Origin of the sequence: Phormidium tenue FACHB-1052, from assembly GCF_014696675.1 — a bacterium.
Lineage (GTDB): Bacteria > Cyanobacteriota > Cyanobacteriia > Phormidesmidales > Phormidesmidaceae > Nodosilinea > Nodosilinea tenuis_A.
The window spans coordinates 122,730-146,632 of record NZ_JACJQN010000002.1 but is presented as its reverse complement, the minus strand read 5'-3'; the positions used below and the strand labels follow the sequence as shown (position 1 = coordinate 146,632).

At 58.4% G+C, this 23,903-nt stretch carries 17 protein-coding genes; all 17 read left to right on the top strand.

What is annotated here, in order from left to right:
• The first annotated feature begins 106 nt into the window (after window positions 1-106).
• The 17 genes from H6G07_RS04500 (at window position 107) to H6G07_RS04420 (ending at window position 23,895) form a co-directional block, all read left to right on the top strand.
• Window positions 107-583 (top strand): hypothetical protein, encoded by a 477-nt coding sequence (locus tag H6G07_RS04500; RefSeq protein ID WP_190740683.1) that lies wholly within the window; start codon window positions 107-109, stop codon window positions 581-583.
• A gap of 69 nt (window positions 584-652) precedes the next feature.
• On the top strand, window positions 653-988 hold the full coding sequence (locus tag H6G07_RS04495; protein ID WP_073607360.1) for a hypothetical protein: 336 nt from the start codon (window positions 653-655) through the stop codon (window positions 986-988).
• Window positions 936-3,749 (top strand): putative type IV secretion/conjugal transfer ATPase, encoded by a 2,814-nt coding sequence (locus H6G07_RS04490; RefSeq protein ID WP_199311911.1) that lies wholly within the window; start codon window positions 936-938, stop codon window positions 3,747-3,749. Before H6G07_RS04495 ends, H6G07_RS04490 begins: the two co-directional genes overlap by 53 nt.
• Entirely contained in the window at window positions 3,746-4,468 is a 723-nt protein-coding gene (locus tag H6G07_RS04485; RefSeq protein ID WP_073607362.1) for a hypothetical protein, read from the top strand. The genes H6G07_RS04490 and H6G07_RS04485 overlap by 4 nt, the downstream gene beginning before the upstream one ends.
• A 40-nt stretch (window positions 4,469-4,508) precedes the next feature.
• Window positions 4,509-5,609 (top strand): hypothetical protein, encoded by a 1,101-nt coding sequence (locus H6G07_RS04480; protein WP_073607363.1) that lies wholly within the window; start codon window positions 4,509-4,511, stop codon window positions 5,607-5,609.
• Window positions 5,610-5,632: 23 nt separating this feature from the next.
• Entirely contained in the window at window positions 5,633-6,367 is a 735-nt protein-coding gene (locus H6G07_RS04475; protein WP_073607364.1) for a hypothetical protein, read from the top strand.
• Window positions 6,367-7,848: a TrbI/VirB10 family protein gene (locus H6G07_RS04470; RefSeq protein ID WP_073607365.1), complete on the top strand. Its 1,482-nt coding sequence runs from the start codon at window positions 6,367-6,369 to the stop codon at window positions 7,846-7,848. Before H6G07_RS04475 ends, H6G07_RS04470 begins: the two co-directional genes overlap by 1 nt.
• Window positions 7,845-8,573: a hypothetical protein gene (locus H6G07_RS04465; RefSeq protein ID WP_073607366.1), complete on the top strand. Its 729-nt coding sequence runs from the start codon at window positions 7,845-7,847 to the stop codon at window positions 8,571-8,573. The genes H6G07_RS04470 and H6G07_RS04465 overlap by 4 nt, the downstream gene beginning before the upstream one ends.
• A gap of 154 nt (window positions 8,574-8,727) precedes the next feature.
• Window positions 8,728-10,311, top strand: a complete 1,584-nt coding sequence (locus H6G07_RS26810) for a peptidoglycan DD-metalloendopeptidase family protein (RefSeq protein ID WP_190740682.1) — start codon at window positions 8,728-8,730, stop codon at window positions 10,309-10,311.
• Window positions 10,312-10,322: 11 nt separating this feature from the next.
• On the top strand, window positions 10,323-10,841 hold the full coding sequence (locus H6G07_RS04455) for a hypothetical protein (protein ID WP_139296936.1): 519 nt from the start codon (window positions 10,323-10,325) through the stop codon (window positions 10,839-10,841).
• On the top strand, window positions 10,841-12,571 hold the full coding sequence (locus H6G07_RS04450) for a type IV secretory system conjugative DNA transfer family protein (protein WP_073607369.1): 1,731 nt from the start codon (window positions 10,841-10,843) through the stop codon (window positions 12,569-12,571). The genes H6G07_RS04455 and H6G07_RS04450 overlap by 1 nt, the downstream gene beginning before the upstream one ends.
• A gap of 10 nt (window positions 12,572-12,581) precedes the next feature.
• Window positions 12,582-12,980, top strand: coding sequence for a hypothetical protein (locus tag H6G07_RS04445; protein WP_073607370.1), 399 nt, complete (start codon window positions 12,582-12,584; stop codon window positions 12,978-12,980).
• Entirely contained in the window at window positions 12,968-14,638 is a 1,671-nt protein-coding gene (locus H6G07_RS04440) for a hypothetical protein (RefSeq protein ID WP_073607371.1), read from the top strand. Before H6G07_RS04445 ends, H6G07_RS04440 begins: the two co-directional genes overlap by 13 nt.
• 2 nt (window positions 14,639-14,640) lie before the next feature.
• Complete coding sequence (locus H6G07_RS04435; RefSeq protein ID WP_199311910.1) at window positions 14,641-21,309, top strand: strawberry notch C-terminal domain-containing protein; 6,669 nt, start codon at window positions 14,641-14,643, stop codon at window positions 21,307-21,309.
• Window positions 21,306-21,608: a hypothetical protein gene (locus H6G07_RS04430; protein ID WP_073607372.1), complete on the top strand. Its 303-nt coding sequence runs from the start codon at window positions 21,306-21,308 to the stop codon at window positions 21,606-21,608. The genes H6G07_RS04435 and H6G07_RS04430 overlap by 4 nt, the downstream gene beginning before the upstream one ends.
• Window positions 21,580-23,106, top strand: a complete 1,527-nt coding sequence (locus H6G07_RS04425; RefSeq protein ID WP_073607373.1) for a bifunctional DNA primase/polymerase — start codon at window positions 21,580-21,582, stop codon at window positions 23,104-23,106. Before H6G07_RS04430 ends, H6G07_RS04425 begins: the two co-directional genes overlap by 29 nt.
• 189 nt (window positions 23,107-23,295) lie before the next feature.
• A complete protein-coding gene (locus H6G07_RS04420; protein WP_073607374.1) occupies window positions 23,296-23,895 on the top strand; it encodes a Uma2 family endonuclease in 600 nt (199 codons plus the stop codon).
• Window positions 23,896-23,903: the final 8 nt, after the last annotated feature.

The window sequence follows — 23,903 nt, the reverse complement described above, 5'->3', positions numbered from 1 at the left end:
AATCATCAGTCAGACTCAATTCATTTGAGCCATGAAAACTCTCTACGTTTTTCCGTTGATGGAACGACTGGTAGGTCGGATGAGGCCTCTTCCAACCCCGTCGCTATTGGTCGTAGCGTTCCTGGGCCTTACGCTAGATGTCCTCTTCCACGGCCCCACCTTACTCACGGTGCTAGCCGTGGCAGGGTTTACAGGCCTTGCCTGGAGGCAGGACATAGTACCCTCCCGTTCCCTATCCATACGGGCATCTAAGGCCCAGGGCTTTAGGCGAAAGGCTTGGCGACACCTAGGTCTAGGGCTGCTCTGGCTAATCACCCTACTGGCCTATCCCGCCCAGGCCCAGTTCTTTGGCGGAGCTGAGACCTGGATGACTACCAACTTTGGTACCGCTGCGGGCGACGCCATTCCCCTGGTCTTCAACGTACTGCGGGGCCTGTTTTTGCTCTACGTCGGCATCTCTCTAGTGCGAGTAATCAACAGTGCTCGCAATGACGAGGATTGGCAAACTATTGCCCGCACACCGTTAATTATCATCATTGCCGTTACTGCTGGCGATGTGTTGACGACACTGATCACCGGCTAGTTGTCGCTATACGGCTATTCAGATCGAGGGTGCAGCTCTACACCGTTCTTTCAGCACCAGTAGCGGCTTATGGCATCTAAATTTCGTCCCGTTAACACCATTCTGGGGGCGCAACCCCGGTTAGGCCCCATTCCAGCCGACCAGATCATTCCCTGGTTTTGCATCACGGGGGTGTCCTACCTGCTGGGCCGAGGGTTCAGCCTCAGCTGGATTTCGATTGGATTCATTGCCGCCTGGGGCATGTCTACCTGGTGGATTCTCACCGGAGGGCAGAGCTGGAAGTTCACCGCAAAATTTGTGCCGACTCCCACCTGGAGTCGCGGCTATGCCCGATATCTGAGGTTTACCCACGATGAAACAGACCATCGGCAAACATCGACTCAAGCTCGGCAGCCAGTTCGTTAGCACGTTGACGCCCTTTGAAGATGCCCTAAACCTCGCCGCTATGCTACGCATTGAGCTGCGGGGGCGACAAGTAGGAGCCTACGTCCTCACGAAGGGCAAGAACCGTGAACACCTCTGCTTTGTGTTTGGCTTCGACTGCCGGGGCATTCACAACACCCTGACCGATGAGCAGGTAGAGATCGTCTTTGACCAGCTGGAATCAGGGCTGAAGGATTTACCCAACGGTGAGCGGCTAACGATTCACCTGGGGTCATTTTCGGCGGACTGCGATCGCCAACATGCTCTAGCCCAACTCACCCAAATTGCCCCTAACCAGGCTCTCAAGTTCCTGCTCACCGCTGAACGCGCTCGAGTCCAACAACTCACCCAGCAGGGCCTGCGCAAACCCAAGTTTCTGCGGCTGTACGTCACCTACACCGTCCAAACGGGCTCTGAAGGAGCCCAGGACATCATCGAGAAGGTGATCAGCAGGGGCGAAAACCTGTGGAAGTCGTTCACGGGTGAGCTGCGCCAGGCCAAAAATCAGCGATTACAAACGGTGATCACCAAGGCCTTTACCGATGGCTTTCTGCTCTGGGAGCAGGTGCTTTCAACCAAGATGGGTCTCTCAGTCAAACCCTTGGGTGAAGGGGATCTGTGGAGCCTGCTCTGGAACCGCTTTAACGCCAGTGACCCCATCGACATTCCCCAGCTGATCATCCTGGATTCTGATGGCCTACACGAGCAGGTCAACTCCGACATTCACAGCACCACGCTGCTGACTCGGGCCGGGGTGCCCACCGCTGGGAAAACCTGGGTCAAGGTCAAAGGCCAGTATGCGGCCCCGCTGACGTTCCTCGAAAAACCAGGAGGCTGGGCCAGCGAATCAGCCCAGTTGCGCTACCTGTGGGAGATCCTCTCCCGCGAGACCGTGGCCGACACCGAAATCTTCTGCCAGCTGACTCGGGCCAACGAAACCCTGGTAAAAACCACCGTGCAGCGGATGCTGAAGCAGTCAAACCTGACGGCTACGTTAGCTGAAGACAGTCACTCGGTAGATGTGGCCGCTGAGCTAAAGATGAAGCGCTCGATTGAGGCCCAGGAAGAACTCTTCGAGGGTGCCCTACCGATCCACACTGCCGTTGTATTTCTGGTGCATCGACCGGATCTAGAGCAGCTGGATGAAGCCTGCCGCTATATCCAGAGCTGCTTTCGCCGCCCGGCCTGGGTAGAACGCGAGCAGGACTACGCTTGGAAAGTATGGCTTCAGACGCTGCCGATTGTGTGGGAAGCGCTGATGGCGACCCCCTTCGGACGGCGACAGCTTTACCTGACCGGCGAAGCACCAGGGCTGATGCCATTGGTGATAACCCAGCCCTGCGATAGGAGTGGCTTTGAGCTGATTGCTGAGGAAGGGGGCCAACCCATTCACCTGGATTTGTTCAACCAGCACCAGAACCTGGGCCTGTTTGCCACCACCCGAGCGGGGAAGTCTGTCCTGGTCTCCGGCATCCTCACCCAGGCGCTGGCCCACCGCTTCCCGGTGGTGGCGCTTGATTTTCCCAAGCCCGATGGCTCCTCCACCTTCACCGACTATACCCAGCTGGTGGGCGGGGCCTACTTCGACATCTCCCGCGAATCCAACAACCTGTTCGAGCTGCCCGACTTGCGCCATCTGCCCGGTGACGAGCGCAAAGAACGCCTCGACGACTTTCAGTCATTTCTAGAGTCAGCCCTGTTGACCATGATTGTGGGCTCAGGGGCCAATAGCTCGGTGATGACTCAGACCATTCGCTCGATTTTGGTGCTGGCGCTCAATGCCTTCTTTGCCGACGCCCCCATTCAGCGACGCTACCTGGAGGCGATGGAGGGGCGCTTAGGTTCAGCGGCCTGGGCACAAATGCCCACCCTGGCTGACTTTCTCGACTTCTGCACGCCTGAACAACTGGATCTGAACCAGGTGGGCGGCAATATCGCGAAGGCTCTAGACATGATCGATCTACGGCTCAGGTTCTGGCTCTCCAGCCGGGTGGGGCGGGCGATTTCTGCCCCCTCCAGCTTTCCGACCGATGCCCAGCTACTGGTGTTTGCCCTGCGCAATCTATCTAACGAAGAAGATGCTGCCGTGCTGGCGCTTTCCGCCTATGCCGCTGCTCTTAGGCGTGCCCTGGAAGCTCCGGCCTCCATCTTCTTTATTGATGAAGCCCCCATCCTGTTTGAGTTTGACGAAATTGGAGCCCTGATTGGCCGACTCTGCGCCAACGGAGCCAAGGCAGGGATTCGGGTGATTATCTCGGCTCAAGATCCCGATACCGTCCATAAATCGCCCGCTAGCGCCAAGATTTTCCAGAACCTCACCACCCGGCTGATTGGCCGCATTCAGCCCATGGCGGTAGATAGCTTTGAGCGCATTCTCAAATATCCCAAGGCCGTCATCAGCCGTAACGCCAGCGAAAGCTTCTTTCCCAAACGGGAGGGCATTTACAGCCAGTGGCTGCTTGATAACAACGGTCTCTACACCTACTGCCGCTACTATCCCGCCTTCGCCCAGCTCGCCGCCGTGGCCAATAACCCCGACGAGCAGACGACCCGAGACTTGGTGCTGCGCCATGCCCCCGATACCTTCACAGGTCTGGCGGAATTCGCCCGACTGCTGGTGCTCTCGATTCAGTCCGGGGAACCCCTCTCGGTGATCACCGAGCGCTGGTTTGCCGAGCGCAATCCCCATCCCGAAGTTCCTTTGTCTTCCTTCAACTCCCTACCCACTGGAGGTCATTCATGAACCCGCGTCTTCGCGTTGCCCTCATTCCCATCTTGGCCACCACCCTGTTGGTGGCACCTATGAAACCTGCCGCTGCCTCGCAGGTGGATACCACCTTCACCGATATCTTCAGCATTTTCCGCCAGGCCTTTGAGACCAGCAAAACCTACATCGAGCAAACCCTCTCTGGCCTGCTCACTCCATTGCCCGGTGATCTAGAGGGCGTAATCCAAAACGCCCTGGGGGATCTGGGCCTGGTTGACCCCAATCGGGTACGTTCTGAAATCTCGACGGAACTGGCGACCATCCTGGAGGGCGATCTAGCCCAGTCCGACAGTATCTATGCAGGCCTTGAAACCGCCAATGAAGTTGACCGGCAGCTCACCCGCGCCCAGGTTGATGCGGTGCTGGGTCAGACCGGGCAGGCCGCCACCCGCGACAAAATCACCTGGATTGAAGACACCATCGGCCAGGTGCAGCAGCACGCCGACTCGGCCCAGACCGCTGTGTCCACCCAGGCGGCAATCAAGCAAATGGCCCAGCAAAATGCGCGTCAGTCGGAAATTCTGGGGGCGGTGCAGTCAGAACTGCTGCAATCTCGACAAGACGCTCAGTTGACCAACCTCAACCTGGCTAACATGTCTCAAAACCTGGATCAAGAGGCCCGTGCCCGTCGCCTGCAAGAGCTGGGCAATGCCCTCGACACGCTGCAAATTAGCGCCCAGGCCCGCTTGTTCTAGACGTCTGTTAGTCATGACGTCAACTTGGATGTGAATTCCCATGCTGCTGGATTGGCCCATTTCACCCATTGCCCAGTTACCCCGCGACACTGCCGACATCATTGAGGGCGGCGCTGTCGCGTCTGAAGCCGTGGCTGAAAGCTGGAACCAGCTCTGGGAGAGCGTGCTTCAGGGTGGCCTTTACTTTGCCCTGGCTCGGGTGGGGGTCTTGTTCGCTGTCGCGACCCTACTCCTGTTCATGACCCAGTGGACGCGGCAGATGGTGGAAGGGGAAAGCAGCCGCGCCTACGCCGATTTCATCTGGCCGCTGCTGGTGATTGTGCTGCTGTCTAACAATGGCGATCGCCTGGCAGCCATTACCCTGGACATCCGCAACTACATCAACCAGGTCAACCAAGATGTCCTGTCCTACACTGCTGCGGATATCCGGCTGCAAGAGGCCTATCAGGCGGCGGTCTTGGAAGGGTCGGTGGAGCAGACCATTATCCAGCGTCGCAACCAGTGCTATGAACTTCAAAACCCCGAAGAGCGGGCGAATTGCATTGAGCTAGCAGCAATTGAAGCCCGCGAGTTTATCGAAGACTATCGCGCTAGAACCGGTAATCCTAACGCCCTATCCCGTGCGTTGGAGGCGGCTCAGGCTGGGGATAATCCCCTCGATTCAGGTCTGAGGTTTGGCGGGGCGCTAATGGGTTCGGGCTTTCAGACCGTGACCCGAGGCCTGTTGATGGCGCTGCACATTGCCTTTCAGTGGCTGATTGAGGCCTCGTTGTTGCTGACCGCCACCCTGGGGCCGCTTGCTGTGGGCGGCTCATTACTGCCGGTGGGGGCTAAACCGCTATTCGCCTGGCTGACGGGGTTCTTTTCCTTGGCGATCGCCAAACTCAGCTTCAACATCCTCTCGGGTCTGGTCTCCCTAGCGGTGCTGAATGCCGGGGATTCCCATCCCCTGATTGCCCCATTCTTTCTCGGCCTGCTGGCTCCCATTCTCTCTCTGGCCCTGGCCTCGGGCGGTGGCATGACGGTTTTTGGAGCCCTGACCAGTACCGCTGGGGTGATCGCCGGGACAGGTGCTATGGGTGGCATCGCCCGTGCCCCTGGCTACTCGGGCCGACGTCGGGCCTATCGCGTGCGTCGCTGACCTCACTCACAAGGACATATTCCATGGTGCAGTTGATTGAGAAACGCAATACAAACTACCTGCCCCTGTTCGTCTTGGGCAGCGTGGGGTTGCAGCTGGTAATGCTGGTGGTCTTGTTTCTTCAGGCTGGTGCCTTGAGTCGTCTCAGCCGCCAAGATGCCCCCACCCTGGTGCAAATGCAGGACGGACAGGCGATTCGAGTCGGCACTATGGGCTCTCGGGAGCGCACCCCAGAAACAGTCCGGCGCTTCGTCAATGACACTCTGGTGCTGATGTTCAACTGGAGCGGCAGTCTGCCTGCGACCACGGCAGAGGAGGCCAGTCAGCCCAGGGCCGACCCTGGCCTCCCGATTGAAGTGGAACGGGGTCGGCGCAATATCGCCACCGCCAGTTGGCAGGCCAGCTTTGCCTTTTCCGAAGACTTCCGCCAGGACTTTTTGAAGCGGGTAGCCGAACTGACGCCACCGGGAGTCTTCACTGGCACGAGTCAGGTGGTGATGGTGATCAACCACGTTGGCAGCCCCGAGGTGGTTGGGGAGGGCCGCTGGAAGGTGACGGTGGTGGCCCATCTCTATGTCTTTAACGACGCCAATGCCCTAGGCCAAGCCATTCCCTTTAACCGGGAGGTGTTTGTCGAGGCCGTCACCGCGCCAGCTGTGCCCGATGGTGATACCCCGTTGGAGCAGGCCATCTACAGCATTCGCCAAACCGGCCTGCAAATCTATGCCATCCGCGAACTTGAACGGGAGGACTTGTGATGACGACACCTAACAACCTGTGGGATGACCAAGAGATGGCTGACTTGGTGGGACTACACCTACCAGAACCTGCCGCTACCGGAGAACAGGCTGCTGATTATCCAGTTGCACCCGCTACCACTCTGGAGCCAGAACCCCTACTGGATGCTGAAGATATTGACGGGCAGGCCTTAACCACTCGCAAGCCCAAGCTATCCCTGGCGGCTAACCCCTTCACCAAGCTGGGTGTTGTCGCCGCTGGAACGGGTCTAGTGATAGGGGTTTTAGCGGTCTTCACCAGCGGGGTGATGAAAAATGACTCTCCACCGGCTGAGGAGGTGCAAGCCGATTTTCCAGAACCTATGGTCGAGGGAGAGGAGCTGAGTGCCACCGATGACCGGGGACAGCTGCTGACCGATTTAGCAATGGGGCATCAGCAAGCCGAACTGGAGGCCCTGGCCAATGAAGAGCCTGCGGCTCAACCGGAAGCGCCAACGGCCAGAGAAACCCCTGAATTTTCTCCGGCTCCTCCACCCCCGTCACGACCGCCCCAACCCGTGGCGGCGCGACCCACCCCGGCACCGCTACCGCCTCGACCAGTTCCTGTCTCCCCCGCTGTTTCAGCTCGCCCTGTGGTGTCCCAATCTGCGGCTCAATCCGCCGTCGATCCAACGGAACGATGGCTAGCGCTGTCCCATTTGGGGAGCTACGGACAGGGCAGTCCCTTACCGCAGGAAACCTCTGCACCGCTAGTCACGGCGGCTTCAACGCCAGTCCCCGCGTCAGTGGCTCAAGTCAGCACACCACCCCCATCCCGTGACATTAACCATGTCGAAGAAGCGGCCATTCTCCAAGGCCAGCCAGTGGCATTGCCCCCGACAGCGCCCCTGCTGCTGACTGGCACCCAGGCCCCAGCCGCACTGAAAACGCCGTTGGTCTGGGCGGCGGAGACAGACAGCCCTCAGTTCGTAGTGCAGCTGACCGCCCCCCTACTGACCGCCGCTGGAGAGATCGGAATACCAGCAGACACGTCGTTGGTGGCACAGGTGACCTCGGTGGCGGACAGTGGCCTGGTGCAACTGACGGTAGTCTCATTCATTCAGGCCGGGCAAGAGATCCCGCTGTCCGCTGGAGCCATTCAACTGCGAGGGGTGGAGGGCACTCCCTTGATAGCCCAGAAGTATGACGACCCAGGCATGGACATCGCTCGTATGGATGCCACGATGGCGGCTATGGCTGGGTTATCTCGGGCAGCGGGGTTGGTCAATCGGCCCAAGACTTCCTCGGTCATTACCTCTGTTGGAAGCAGCGCGATCACCCAGGACACCGGAGAGCCCAACCTTCTGGCCGGAATTCTTGAAGGCGCATTTGAGCAGCTCTCGGGGCAGATGGAAGCGCGGAATCAGGCGGCCCTAGACGAAATCTTGAATCGCCCTGTCGTCTGGTATTTGCCAACCGGCACTGAGGTCGAAGTGTACGTGAATCAAACGGTGGCGCTATGAAAACACCTTGGACTCCCTGGATTGTGGTTGGGGCGCTTTCTCTAGCGGGTATCTCCTCCCACCCCGCCCAAGCTCAGTCAGCCTATTCCGTTTCTGCCAGCCATGCCCAAGGGTTAACCGGCAGTCAGGCTCCTGTCATTCACCTTTGGCCTGGCTATGGCACCAACCTGAGCTTTATTCCCACGAACGAAAGCATCGTGCGGGTGTGGATCGATGATCCGTCCCGAGTGGCCCTCGATTTTGATCAACCGCTCTGCCCTACCGCAGCGGATTCAGGCTGTGTCTCGGGTCAGCCCTCGGTGATTCATCTGAGACGGATTCAAGGATTAGCCTTTGAGAATTTGCCCAGGGCCAGTGGCACCCTGCTGACGGTAATCACCGAGACGACTGGAGGAGATCGCCGCCTCTACGAATTCCGCATCGCCTTCGGTACCGGCGAGCCCGACTATCACACCGTCGTCGTGAACCCTGCTTCTCCCATTCACCCACTGCTGGGGCCAGGGGATGTGCGCCGAGGGCTTCAGGTAGCTGAATCCAGAGGACTGATCGCTCAAAACCAGGATTTGTGGAATCGGCTGCAAACCTTTCTGCGGCTGTCCCAGGGTAGTTTACCCGTGCCTGCTGCCGCCGAGCAAGCAGGGGTTTCTTCTGAGGTGATCACCCAACTGGCGCAGTGGGGGGCCAATGCCCGCGATGACCCGCCTTTGAACTCTACCGCTCGCTAGGTTCTTCATTCAGGTGAAAGCCATGACCTTATATCTTTTCAGGCGCAGGCGGCCATGGCGGCCTGTGATCGGGATTTTTGTTCTCATTTTGGCGATCGCGCTCCATGGCTGGCGGGTGCCACCAGCCCACTCCAGCCTCCAACCGGGAACACCTGTGCCCGTAATTCAGGATCAAATTCGAGGCACCAAGCCTGACTGGGTGCAGATCACCCTGCGCACCCTGCCAGCGGTGCTAGAGTCTGGCTCCTTCGAGGCTCCAGCGGATCTGATCCGTCTGCTGGGCTACGACCCATCGCGGGTCTGGCAGGCCGGGCAAACCGCTGACCAGTACATGCAGCTGGGCGATTTTCAGGAGAGCTTTCAGCTCCAGCAGTTCTCGCTATATGAGATTGCCGCTCTGGTAGGGCTGGATTGGCCTGCCCTCCGGCTGGCGGATTTTGCCCTGGTGGCCTGGCAAACCCTGGAGGACTTGGTGCAGGCGGTGCCGGATTTAGCCAATCGCCCGGTGGAGTCCGTGGCCCCGATCGCGGATCTACTTAAGGGAGAAGTCGATCCGCAAACCGCGATCGCCGAGGTGCTCCAAGACGAGGCCCTGGCATCGCTCAGCCTGGGAAACCTCAACCTGGAGCAGTACGGACTGGCGGATATTCCAGGATTGATGGAGGCCCCATTAGAAAGTTTCCGCGACTGGCAACAGTCCGTCATCGATCAGGTGCCCGGTCTAGCCGATGTCCCCTTCGCCAATTTTCCCAACCCCATCGTGGAGCAGGGCGTGGTGGTGGGACAGGTGGATGTGGTGTTCGGCCCAGCGGAAGGCGATCGAACCAACACCATCAGCGGTAGCTATGTGGAGGGGTTCAATGTGCCCTGTGAGGCTGACTGCGCTCACCTGGAAATCGGGCAACCCACCCTGGTGGAAGGCACCCAGTGGGTTTCCGGTAAATACCAACAGGTGCGCGGCGGACGTGGGGCCTTGGCTGCCGCCAATGGCGGGGTTGAACCTACCGGTCGCCATCCTTTTGGCAATGCGTTCAAAGTGGCGGTGTTAGAGACCGATGAGGCCTCCGGCACCGCTGAAACCGGGCTGTATTTCCGCATGTGTGTCCGCAACCTGTTTGTGGACTTGGGCTGCACCCCCTACTTCATCGGCCCCATTCCCTGGCTACCGGTGCAGGAAGAAGGCATGGTCTTCTTGGGGCAAATCAAGGAAGGTCTTTCGAGCACTGATTCAGCCGACGCCGCTAGGGCGAAAGGGATTGACCCACAGACCGGGGAAACTAGACCCACCCCGGCTCCAGTCCAAGCGCCCAGAGGTTCAGGATCTCCTGGTACCGCTACTGGACGGTTCATTCACCCGGCACCGGGCTATGACGTCACCAGTAGTTTTGGCTATCGCACTCACCCAATCCATGGCGATCGCCGTCTTCACAGTGGTACCGATTTTGGTACTCCCACCGGCACCCTCATTCGAGCGGCTGACGGCGGGCAGGTCACCTTTGCGGGCATCAGCGGTTCCCTCACCAGCGGCTACGGCAGGCTCGTCATCGTCAATCACAGCAATGGCTTAGAGAGCTACTACGCCCATCTACAAGGCTTTTTTGTGCAAGCGGGCGACATCATCGCCCAGGGAGATCCGGTCGGTCGCGCCAACAGTAGCGGCTGGTCAACAGGGCCGCATTTGCACTTTGAGGTGCGCCAGAACGGCCAGCCCCGGAACCCCATGAACTATCTCAGTTAAGGAGTGTAGCGATGAGACTTAACCGTACTGTCTTTGCTGGTTTAGCAGGACTCTGTCTCCTGCTTGTGGGTCTAATTTCTGTCGTGGGCCTCAATCTGGCTCGGGCGTCAGACCCCATTCCAGAAGCGGTCTACGACTGCCTGCCCCCTCAGACCCAGGCCACCAAACTCTGGGGCCTGGTGGAGACCGCCTCCGGTAGCTACCTCCTAATTGGGGCCGGTGAAGGCGAGACCTACCAAGAAGTGTTGATTTACCTGGATGCCCAATCCGCCTGCCGATCGCTGCTGCCAGAAGATGACCCGGTGCTGAGCCACTACATCCCCCTGAACTTGGCCCGCGAGTTAGCTCTCCAGCGCTATACCCAGGTACTGCAAGAACAGGGCGGACGCGACGCCTACCAGCAGCAGTTGACCGAGTATCTGACAGCGGCACCTGAGGGCACCCGCAGCCAGTTTCCTGAGGAATACCTCTGGGCGCTAGAGCAACTGGGCATTGAGCTACCCCCCAACAGCTATGAGGTGCTGCGCTGATGCGTTACCACACCGAACACACACCCATTCTGGGTCAGGTGGATTCCACCTCTACTCAATCCATCTCTCAGCTGGTGACCTCACTCCAGTCTCGCCAGGGGCTCACCCTGCTGGGTTGTGCCGTGCTGATTGCCGCCTTCTCCCTGATGAGTCAAGGCAAGAAAGGTAAGCTCGCCACTAGCCGCTTTGGTGGCAGCCCCGAGAAATCCGCCGCCCGCAAGCGTGCGGTACGGCAGATTCAGGAGCGCAAACGCAACGCTGTTTCCCTCTACATCGGCAAACCTACCCGCAAGCAAGATGCTCGGTCTCTATACCTGCCCGACCTTCAGCGGGGCATCGCCGTTTGTGGTGGGCCAGGCTCCGGCAAAACCTTTAGCATCATTGACCCATTGATCCGCTCTGCCCTTGACCAGGGTCTACCGGTGGCAATGTACGACTTCAAGTACCCCACTCAAAGCGCTCGCCATGCCGCCTATGCCGCCAAGCTGGGCTACGACGTGCGAGTGCTGGCCCCCGGCTTTCCCGAATCCGAGGTGTGCAACCCCATCGACTTCCTTCGCAGCGAGTCCGATGCCGAGATGGCGCGGCAAATCGCTACGGTGCTGAACAAAAACTTTCGGCTGATGACCCAGAGTACCGAAGACGGCTTTTTTGCCGCCGCTGGCGACCAGCTGACAGAGGCACTGCTGATGCTGGCCAAATCCACCCAGTACCCCGACATCATGACCGCCCAGGCGGTGCTAGGGCTGACCAACCTGGGCAACCGGGTGGCTGCCGCTCAAGGTATGAACAGCTGGATTCGGGTGTCTTTCAACCAGTTGATTGGGGTCAAGGATGCCGAGAAAACCGCCAGCGGCATTGTAGGCAGCGCCAGCGAAACCTTTACTCGCTTTATGAAAGAAGGGGTACTGGGGGCCTTCTGTGGTCAAACGTCTATCCCCCTCGATTTGACCGGCAAGCAGCTGCTGATTCTAGGGATGGATCGGGAACGGCGGGATGTGGTGGGGCCGCTGGTCGCTACGGTGTTGCACATGCTGGTCACCCGCAATGTGGCCCAGCGGCGGCAAGATCCGCTGATTGTCGCCATTGACGAGCTGCCCACTCTTTACCTGCCTACCCTGGTGCAGTGGCTGAACGAAAACCGCGAGGACGGTCTAGCCGTCATCCTCGGCTTTCAAAACCTGGTGCAGCTAGAGAAAACCTACGGTCGTGAGCTGGCCCGCGCCATCTTGGGAGCCTGTGCCACTAAAGCGGTCTTCAACCCCCAAGAATACGAAGCGGCCCGCATGTTCTCAGACTTTCTGGGGGATGAAGAAATCCAGCACAAGCAAAAATCGCGGAATCGGGGCGGCGGTAAGTCCAGCACCACCATCTCTGACCAGGAGCGCACCCGCAAGCTATTTGAACCCAGCCAGTTTCTGCGCCTGCCGCCGGGTAAATGCATTTTGATCAATCCCGGCTTTACCTCCCGAGGGGAAGCCGCGATTCCCATTCAGCAAGCGATCAAGATTCCCAAAGCCGATGTGCAAGCCAGTGAGGGCAGCGAAGCCCTGTGGGCCAAGATCCATGCTCGCCTAGTGCGTCGCAGCCCCCAGCAGATGCCTACTGCCGCCGATTTAGAAAAACGACGACAGATGGTGGAAGCGATGCTGCCCGAACCCCAAGCCCCGGTCAACTCGGCCTATCCCGACCCCGCTGGCCTAATCGACAAATACAGCAGTTTGCTTTAGGAGAAACCCGATGACGGCAACGATTCAATCCCCTGATCTCATGCTGGCGCAGACCTTGCGAGCGAAGCTGCCTGTGGATACGGTCACCGCCCTACTGGCCTACCCCAATATCGCCGCTGATCTGGCATTGGTGTTAGATCAGCCGCCCTTGGGCGCTGACTACGTGCCCCGCGAAATTGAGGTGCTGTACGACGATGTGACGATATTTCACTGGCGGGATGGCCGGATTCAGGCCCAGTGCGCCGATGTGGAGATCGACTACATGCCAACCCTGGTGGAGTGGTTGATCGATGGCGACACTGCCTACTTTTCGGTCCAAGGGCTGGAGGTGATTAACCGGATCAAAATCATGCCCCTGATGGATTTAGAAAGCCTAGACCCCTTAAAGGAGGAACCATGCAAGCCGTAGTGAATCCCGGAGAAGCGAAACAAATTGAGCAGGATTATGCTCACACCACCCTGGCCTCTAGCGAAATGGCAGCGGCCACGGCTCAATCAACCGCCGAGGCTGTACAGGCCTTTATTCAGATGTTGCGCGAGCGGCTCCAGGCGGCTCGACAAAAGGAGCAAGACTCGGAAACTGAAGCACAGGATGCTCAGCCTGGGGATGCTGTAGATTTGCCCCAAGCTGTTGCTGAGCCTATCGAGATCAAGATGGGTCGCGAGATTGTCTACCGCGAAGGCTATGTCGATAAAGACCCCGTCAACAAGCTCAATGCCAATACGCTGAAGCTGCTCCAGGCCGCAGTAGATGCGACTCCGCAGGCGGGCGCTGAGGCGACTACCGGGGCCAAAGGGACAATCAACATCAAGGCTGGAGATGAGCTGGTTTATCGGATGAGCAAGGGGGCGGTTGAGACCAACCGGCTAAAGCCGGATCTGGTTAATCAGGCGGGAACGGCTTTCCCGGAGGTTTCTCAGGAGGAGCCGCCGCCAGAGATGCCCCAATCCAGTCCGACAGAGGTGTCTTCCCCGAAGGCATTATCCGCTGGCGATCCCAAGCTGGCGGGTGAGACTGTGCCGCCTGTGTCCTCAGCAGAAGCCGCCACAGAACCTGAGACAAAGGAGACCTTGGCCCCTGGGGCAGGTGAAGAGTCCCGACTGGCAGATAAGCCTGTGCCTGATGTCCCTTTGGCTTCCGTCAAAGCAGCCACGGAACCTGAGCAGCAACCATCTGCAAGTCAGCCTGCGCCCACCCGAGTCGCAGCTCAGCCCCTGGCCATGGCTTCACCCAGGGTAGTCTCCATCCTCGACGTGATGGAACGTCAGAATCAGCAGGTGGTTGAAAAAGCTACCCAGAAATGGATGCAGCAGACCACACGGGTGATGCGGCGCTCGTCCCAGCAGTTGACTGAACGGGTGGTGGCCCTGGCGGCGAATATCCGCAGTCGGCAGGTCGCCTCTACGGCGGTGGATTTGCTTCAGAAGTACGGTACTGCCTATAGCCCTGGTCGAGGCTTCTACGTGGCGGAGAACTACGTGGTCAGCTCTAAGGGCCGCATGGTCACCGTCTCAGACCGCGAAGGCATCGAATTAATGACGGCTCGAAAAACTCGCTGGGGGTTGGACATCCTCAAAAACGACATGGTGGCCTCCCAAGAGGCTGACTTCATGAAAGCCCGCCAGCAAATTCAGATTCAGGGGATTGATGGTCTGTCCCCAGAGCCCCCCATGCGGGTACGACAGTTGGGCAACCTTGCACCAGCCGGGGACATGGGCATCACCCGAGATCTCACGGCCCTGACCCTGGCGAAAACCGCTCGCAAACTGCTTGATGTCACCGGCAGCCGTCCCAACGTGCAGGGCAAGCGAGTCTTCCAAGGGGGCAGTCAGTACCGGATTGAGGAGACCCCCAACAGCCTGAAAATTCAGGCGGGTGAGCGGGGTCAGATTCTCAGCATTGACAACGGCAAAATCAAGTCTGATCTCACGTCTAAGGATGTGGCCTATTTCCGGTTCATCGACCGGGAACTTAGCCAGGATCTGCAGCGGCACCAACCGGCGACAGTGACACCTCTGAACAGCCGACAACGCAGCCGCGCCGTGGGCATGGCCATGGGTGAGTAGGAATGGTAGAAGACGCTCAACAGCAGCTGGTGAACCACTTCACTTCCCATTTCCTGGGGGGTGAAGGGTTTACGACGATTACTGCCGCCCGGCAACAGGCGGCGTTAGTGTTGGGCACGCCCGTCAACCCCGGTACGGCGCTGGCGAAGCAGGTGGATGAAGCGGTCGAGGGGGCGGTGGTGCGAGCGGCCCAGGGGATCCTTCAAACCTCGGCGACAACTCACGACACCTATGATCGGCTGGTCGAGTTGTGCGATCGCCAGCCCGCCCTGAATGTTCGTTCCTCTACCAGCGTGTTGCAGCAGGCTTACAGTACGCCGATCCCCATCGCGTATCTGGCCTCTACCCTGGCGGGCATTACCCCAGACACCACCGTTTACGAGCCCTCTGCTGGGCACGGCGCATTGCTGGTGGGAACTGACCCTACCCAGGTGACCGTCAATGAACTCAATCCAGATCGCGCCGCTGACCTACGGGCTCAAGGCTACACCGTCACGGAGTGGGATGCAGCAGAGTATCAGCCAGAACGCCTGCACGATGTAGTGATCGCCAACCCACCCTTTGGTGCCGTGCGAGACGCGCAGGGGCAGCGTAAACGGTTCAGGTTGCCGTGCAATCTGCGGGGGACAACCCAGATTGATCAGGCGATCTCGTTTCAAGCTCTAGGAGCGATGAAGGACGATGGTCGCGCCGTGCTGATCCTGGGCGGCAAGCTGGGAGTGGATGAAGAGCTACGGTCTGAGCGCTACAACACCCTGGAAAGTCGAGGCTTCTTTTATGCCCTGTATCAGCAGTACGCCGTTACCCAACATATTTCCATTTGGGGTGACCTGTACCGCAAACAGGGCGCGGGTTTTCCGATTGATTTGATTGTGATTAAGGGTCGAGGCCGGTCGGAACGCCCGTTACCTGCCGCTGATGTCCCGGTTATCTACAAGTCGTTTGCTGAACTTAAGGAGTTGATTCCCCATGAACCTATCCACCACGCCCGTATCCCCCTGGACATGCCCGTTCATGACCAGCCAGTACCCCAGCTTTCCCAACCTCTGGACGCTGGAGGGCATGGGAACGCTATTCATCGTCAAGGTGCCACCAACATTAGATCAGCTGAGCGAAGCAACTTACTTGCAGCTGATGCAAACTCGGCTGGACAGGATGATTCAGGACTCCGTCTCGGAAACCTCCCAAATCGAGACGCAACAAGGGCTGGCCACCATCCTCAGCGAATTGGACCCGGTCCAGCACACGCCGATACTGGAGCCGGACGACGACCTGGAGTATTGGCGGCAGCAGTGGGCAGAGACCTTGATTCGGAGCAACTGGCGGTTTCAGGAACGATTGCGCCACTACGGGGGGAGCTTTCCGGTAACGCCCGTAACCCCCAGCTATCCGGACTATCTGGACTGGCTGAGTCTGCACGACGAGACCACGCTAGAGGCGTGGCTGAACGAACTGAGTCTGTAGCCCTTCACCCAGAACTCACCATGAATACTTCCCTTTCAACCGACGAGGCTGTGACTTCGTCGGCAGACACTTACGATGTCCAGCCCCGGCAAGTGGCCTATGTGCCCAAAAGCAAGGGCTTTTCAACCCAGACCCTGATTCCCTTCAACATGGCCAGTGCCGCGCAGCAGGCGCTGGAGCGATTCGAGCAGCAGCACGGCGACATTGATGAGTACCTGTCCACTCGCCTGGGCTATGGTTCTGTTTCTGAACTGCACCAGTACTTTAGCGCTGAGCAGGTCGATGCTTCAGCTCTAGCGATCAGCAATATCGAGCGGGGAGCCGGGTTCATCACGGGCGACCAGACCGGCATTGGCAAGGGCCGCATCTGTGCCAGCATCATGCGCTATGCCCAGCAGCAGGGGAAGATCGCCCTATTCATCACTAAGGACAAACCCCTCTATGCCGACATGATGCGGGATGTGGGGGATATCGGGATGCGGCGGTTTTCGCCCTTCATCACCGATAGCGGTACCGAGATTCCGCTGGCCAATGGCGCGGCATTGAAGACCGCTGGGGCGGCGAAGCAGCAGGCGGAAATGCAGGCGATGATTCAGCAGGGCAATCTGGGTCGCTACAGCGCTGTATTTACGACCTACAGCCAGCTTCAGACCGTAGGGAAGAAGGAACCGCTACGGCGAAACTTTCTGCGCAAAATGGCTCCCAACGCCATCTTGATCCTGGATGAGGCCCACCAGGCCGGGGGCAGCAAGGGTGGGTGGAAAGAAGCGGGGCCACCGGATCGGGCGGATTTTGTGCGGGAGTTGATCGACCTGTCTTCGGGAGTGTTTTACTCGTCGGCGACCTACGCCAAACGGGCCGATGTGATGGATCTCTATGCTCGGCGCACTGACCTGCGGCTGGGCGTGAGCAGCATGACGGCGTTGGAGAATATCTTGACGCGGGGTGGGGTACCGCTTCAGCAAATTGTGGCCAGCAAGTTTGTCGCCTCCGGGCAGATGCTGCGCCGCGAGCGCTCCTATGAGGGCATTTCCTTTCAGGCCAAGACGGTGCCAGTGGATCGGGAGGTAGCGGACGACTTCTCGGCGGCAATGCGAGCCATTAAGGACTTTGACCGGGCTAAGCAGAAGGCGGTGAAAGCGATTAGTGATCAGGCCAAGGCAGAAGCGAAGGCCCTGGGGCAGGATGGAGCGATTGGCGATCTGGGAGCCAGGAGTACCAACTTCACCTCGTTGATGCACAACTGCATTGAGCAGAGTCTGTTGGCCCAAAAGGCGGATGCGACAGTGGAAGAAGCCATTGCGGCCCTGAACCGAGGTGAAAAGCCCGTGATCACAGTGGCCAACACCATGGGCAGCTTCATTGAGGCCTATGCGGAGTCCCAAAATTTGAGTCCTGGGGATGGGATGAACTTGTCCTTTGGGGATCTGCTGGAACGGTATCTGGAGCGATCCAGAGACGTGATGGTGACAGACTACCAGGGCCACTCCACCCGGCTGCGCCTCAGCGATGATCAACTCGGAGCCGAGGCAGTTTTGGTCTATGAAGAAGCGCTGGACTGTATTCGCGAGTCCGACTTCAGTGGCATTCCCATTAGCCCGATTGACTACATCGAGCAGCAGTTAGAGCGATCTGGCTACCGGGTTACCGAAGTCACCGGGCGCAAGGCGGGCATTGAATACGGGGTCGGTGGATCCATGGCCTACAAAGTGCGGTTGGGGGAGGAGACCACCGCTAAGGGCAAGATCGATGCCGTGGCCAAGTTCAACGCCGGAGATGCCGATGTCATTCTGCTGAACTGCTCGGGCTCGACCGGGATTTCACTCCATGCGTCGGAGAAGTTTGCCGACCAGCGGCCTCGCCACATGATTGTGGCCCAGGCGGAGCGGGACATCAACGTGTTCATGCAGATGCTGGGACGGGTGCATCGTACTGGGCAGGTAGCGCTGCCCAACTACACGCTGTTGATGGGCGACCTTCCAGCGGAAAAACGACCGGGAGCAATCCTCTGTCGCAAGATGGCCAATCTCAATGCCAACACGACAGCGGCACGGGAGACCGATATCTCGCTCAACACCGTGGTGGATTTTATGAATCCCTACGGCGAGCAGGTGGTGACGGAGTTGCTGGCCGATGACCCCGAACTGAATGCCAAGCTAGACTTCCCGTCTGCCCAGGGGGATAGTGGTGCCTCGGATATTGCCCTGATTAAAAAGATGACCGGGCGGATTCCCTTGCTACCCATTGCAGAACAAGAAGCCGTCTACAGCCTGATCGAATCGGAGTACCGCGACCTGGTGGATCAGGCGCGGGCGATGGGGGAGAACATTCTGGAAGCGGATCAGCTGGATTTGGAGGCCAGGCCCCTGGCGCGGATGGAGGTAATGGCGGATGACAGCGAGACCGCTAGCGAGTTCACGGGGCCAGTGTACCTGGAGCTGGTGGAGGCCAAGAGTGAGAGCAAACCGCTGACCCAGCTTCAGGCGATCAATGTGGTGAGGGAGTCGGTGGGGTTGGCGGAAGTGGCATCGGTGGAGACCCATGACTCGGATGCTGTAGCCGCGCAGGCGATGCAGCAGGTGGCGGCGACAATTACCGAGTTGGAAACGCAGACGAACCAGTATCGGCAGGCGGCAGTGGCCCAAAAGCAGGACAGTAAAGCCATTGAAAAACTGAGCGACCGCATTGAGCAGCAGTTCCTACATGTCTCTGGCGTGCTGGAACAGTTCGTGCCCGGCACACCGCTGCGGTTGGTGACTCCGGCCAGTAAGACGATTCTCTATGGCGTAGTGGCTGGGGCGGATGCCAAGAAGCGATCCGGGAGTCCGGCAGCACCGAACCGCTGGAAGCTAAGGATTCTGGTGGCCGATTCAGCGCGGCAAATTACGGTGCCCTTGTCGAAGTTCAACACGGGTAGATCTGGGGCGATCGATGCCACGGTTCAAACCGACGACTGGTTTGGCAATAGCGTCTATTCCCTGTTCGACAAGCAACAGGAGGCTGGGCGAGTTAACCGACAGATCTTCACTGGGAACCTGATCAAGGCCTTTGAGAAGTATTCCAACGGCAAGTTGGTGAACTATACGGACTACCGGGGTGAGGTCTGCCAGGGGCTGATCATGCCCAAGGGGTTTGATATTGAGTCGGAGCTAACTAAGGAGCCGGTGGCCTTAAAGGAGCCGCAGCAGGTGTTTAGGTTCCTCACAGATCTGACGAACCGGCAGGGGACAGTGAAGACCCTCGATGAGCTGTTGCTGCTGAAGCCGCAGCAGGCGGGGAATGGGTTTATTCTACAAGCGCCCAAATCAAAGGAGTCTGGCGGGCGGTACTACTTGGATGAGGAACTAATTGCGGCGGCGGGGTCAGATTTTTACTCCGTGGCCGATCGCATGGAAGTCGTCATTCCGCCAGAGCGGCTAGAGCGAGTGTTGGGAGTGGTAATGCACCAGCGAAACTACACCCTGGCAGCGTTTGAGTTTAAGGAGGTGGCGCGGCAGTTGATGGGGGTGTCGTTGCCGACCTTGGAGAAGGTGGAGGTGGAAGCCGTTAAGCCTCCAGTTGTTTCTCAGCCGGTTGTGTCTGCTGCTGTAAGTCAGCCACGCCCAGAACCAGCCATGGAAAAACCTGCGGTTGAGACAGCAGAAAATCCAGTGTCCCCAGCCGTACCCAATCAGCCCCCGATGGGGCAACTGGAGAAACGGATTCTACGGTTTTTGAGGAATGCGGGGATTGAGCAGGACGTAATGACATCCCAGGAGTTTCACCTGCGGATTGAGAATGAGCCTTTTATTCCGCTGGTGGTGGAGCGGCAGGGGGATGAGCTATATCTGACCCACTACCTGACCCAGAACGGCGATATGTTCATCGACTCGGAGATGGTGTTTCGGGTGCGGGCCGAGGGGCACATCGAGTTTAAGGAGACAGCGGTGCAGAGTCTGCAGGGTGGGGAGTCGCGATTGCCCGATCGCGCTTTTGCTCAAATCTTCTCCAAGAATATTGTGCAGCAGGGGTTTGCAGAGGCGGCTCAGGCTCAAATCCAGGCCCAGGCGGTACCTGAAGTGAAGCAAGAACCTGAGGATGAGCGATCGCAGATGCCCAGTGATATGCGGCTGTATTTGGCGGTAAAAGAGCAGTATCCCGATGCGATCGCACTGGTGCAGTCGCCGGATCAACGGTTCTATGAGGCGTTTTTTGAAGGCGCTCGGCCCTTGATTGAGCATCTGGAGATGATTGGCACCAGCATGGAGTCTGGGGTGAAGGAACTGGGGCGGGTGCCGGTGGCGGGGTTTCCGGTGGGGAGTTTGCACAAGTATTTGGATAGGCTGACCCAGCAGGGGGAGGTGGTGATTGCGGAGGGGGAGGGGACGATCTCGGTACATCCCCATCAGCCCCCCGAGACACCCCTAGAAGCACCGGCCCAGAATCCTGTTGAACCCATTCCCCAACCCCAGGCTTCAGCACCAGCGGTTGAGGAGCCTGAATTTCAGATACAAAATCTATTTGACCTCGACCAGTTCAATGGGGCACAACAAAATGGACATAGGGAACGCCAGACTGCCGATCCAGCCTGGACTAGCTTGGCAGAAGAGCCAAAACCAACCGCGCCATTGTCAAAGGCGACCGTAGATCCGCCTATCCACCATTTGTCTAGCCCCACTGTTCCAGAGGTAGCTGACCAGGAGCAACAGGCAAATGATGCAGCGCCAAAGTCGCTAGAACCGTTGCCGCGTACTGCATTAGACACCTTGCGCGACTGGTACCGCGCTGCCCGCGATTTGGGCCACGACCCGCTGCACCTGGAACAGATTAAGCAGTTAGGCCTCTCAGCCAAACAAGCCAACGGCAACAGCTTGGGCCTCGCGCCAAACCTACAGCAGGCGATGGCACAAGATCTAGCCCAATATCAGGCGTTGCAGCAGCGGGGAGAATATGTGGCTCAAGCCTCTCAAAAAATCTTGTCGGCGATCGGGCAGACCCGAGGCCCCCATACCCAGTTTCGCGGCAAAGTCTATGAACTGAAACAGACCGCTGACCGGCTGACCGTCCGCCGGGTGACGCCTCAGCCCCAGACCATTCTGGAAATGGCCCAGGGAAAAATTCAGCGCACGGTGGTGACGGCTGAAGACTGCCAGCGGTTTCAGCGATTTGTGCAGCGCCTAGAATCAGACCGTGTTCCCACCCCGACCTCAGCAGGACTTGAACGATGATGACCCTGGCCCCCTTACCCGCCGACTACCGCCCCCAGTCCATCGTGATTTTGTGCGATGGGCAAAAGGCCGTGCATGTGGAGGGCAACGAAATGCAGCTCGATGTGGAATGGACGGCGGAGCGCGAACCCGATCGCCTGGAGATGTTTTGGGATGGGGTGTTGGTCTATGCGCTGGTGAACCAGCAGCTCACGGTCAACCGGCTGGAGTTGGTCACGGGCGCTGTCCACCCCATGGAATGGATCTTTCAAACCCCAGCGGGTCAAGCCGATGAACCCAGCCCTTTGCGCCACGTTTGATTGGCTCCAGGTTCAGGGCCTGCCGCCGCTTCCCGTCGCCCCAGCCCAAGACCCAACGCGCTACCCAGCCCGCAACCGGGATGGCAGCCTGAAGCGCGACAAAGACGGGGTTCTGGTGCCCGCCTTCACCGGCAAGAACCCCAGCTATGTGGACAGCCGTGGGATTCCCCATCTGATCCGGCATACCCAGTATCAAAATCGGATGCCAACTCAGGCTGAGCTTCAGACCTGGTTTGCCAACCCTATCAACGGTATTGGCACTCTGGGCGGCTGGCACAATATCGTTTGGGTCGATGTGGATGTGAAGCAGTTTGAGTCGCAGCTGACCTGCGACCAGCGGATCGCCGATTGGCTGGGCAAATACCCACTCTTACAGCAAACCTTTACTGAACGCACCCACAGCGGCGGCTGGCGGCTAGCAGTGCGAGTCCACGAAAAGAGCTTTACCAATTTCTCGCTGAATGAGGTAGGTGGCCAGCACATGGGGGAGGCTCTGGGGCAAGGACGCTTCACCGTGCTCTCGCCGACAGTTGGCCCAAGTGGGAACGCCTATGTCAATGTGCAGCGGGTGCCGCCGGTTTGGGTAGCGCGGTTGGATGCGATCGGGCTATACCCGGTGAGTGGTCGCAGGGAGCAAGGCCAATCCCGCCAGTCTCGACCTCGAATCCAGTCTCAGCCTCCTCAACTGGGAGTCTTACGGCTAGAAGATCTAGCCACAGCGAAGGCTCAGGCGGTGCTGCATGGGGATAGTCCGTTGGCATCGCGATCGCACTCTTTGACCTATGCCCTGCGGGAGTTCTATGGCTGGGAGAACTGGGCTGCCCAGAATCGGATACCGATTAGCGGCAATGTGGAAGAGCTGGCACGAGCGGCAGGGGCTGCGTTAGGGATTGACGCTGAGAGGGTGGAGCGAATTATTGGGAGCATTTCTGACCCAGGCAGTTGCGCCCCAGCGGCGGTTTTTGCGGGGGGCAAGACCAGTGCTTGGAAGCGGGTGTGGAAGCTAGACCGAGGAGTCTATGAAGAGCTATGTCCTGACGCTACCAAGCAGGCTATCAAGATTACGGCCAAAAGGAACCATCACGTTCTGACCGTGGGCAAACCTCAAAAGAGGCAAAACGCTGTCATCAAGACTTCAGCAGCCCATCAGTCCGCAATCTCAGCAGATCAGATTCAAACATTCGTGCGCCAGGCCCGAGAAATTCTGGTCTATGCCCACCAGCTAGGACAAGGGAAGGTGACTGGTAAGGGCTCAGCGGTAGATCCCAAATTTTGGGTACAGGGGCAAATTTATCAAATCGCCGCTGAGGGGCAGAATCTGACTATACAGGCACGTGGCCGGGGCGCTATTTTGCAGGCTAAGGGTGATACTGTCACCTTGGAAAACTTGACTGTAGTTGATCTGAAGCGGTTTCAGGCTGAGATGTTGAGGCTTCAGCAACGCCATGGCCATTATGCAACGACTCCAGGGATTTCTCGCCAAGGTCAGGAGCGCTGAGTCTGCATTATTGATTGGTTAAGCAAGCCATGAACGTCTGCCGTAGGTTGACCTGGATCTTTGAAGATTGGGTCGTTTGGGCCAGGTTAACTAAAAGCTTTTTATCCGAGGGGTAGCCTGGGCAGGCCAGAGATTAGGTAAAGCCATGCAGCACGCTAGGATGAGAGCAACGTCTGCGGGGAAAAGGCTATGACCCAGGCTAAGGTAAAGCTCGCTTCCTTTGAGGAATATCTTGCCTACAGTGATGAGACGCAGCTAGAGGGGCGTTTTGAGTTAGTGCGTGGGGAGTTAGTCGAATTGCCACCCGAGTCAGAACCGAATAATTGGCTGGCTAACTACCTGCAATTTCTGCTGGTCGCGGCCAACGTCGCTCCCCTGCGGTTAATCAAAATCCATGCGTTAGAACTGCAAGTGCCGGTCTTGCAACCGAGCGATGCGGCCAATCGCTACCCCGACCTGGTGGTTCTCCGCCCTGAGCATCTGGAACTGACTCAGAGGCGGTTAACGATCACCCGCAATATGCCGCCGCCTCGCTTGGTGGTTGAGATTGTCAGCCCTGGCAAAACCAATCAAGACCGCGATTATGTCTCCAAACGGGCTCAGTACGCAGCCCTTAGAGTGCCGGAGTACTGGCTAGTTGACCCCGCAGCACAAACCGTCATGGTGCTTTCGCTAGCCGGTGAGACCTATCAAGAGGTTGGAGTATTTGGGTTGCAGAGGGCCATTACCTCAGTCGAGTTTCCAGATCTCACTCTAAAAGCAAGCCAGATTTTTGAGGCTGATCGATAGCTTCGGCC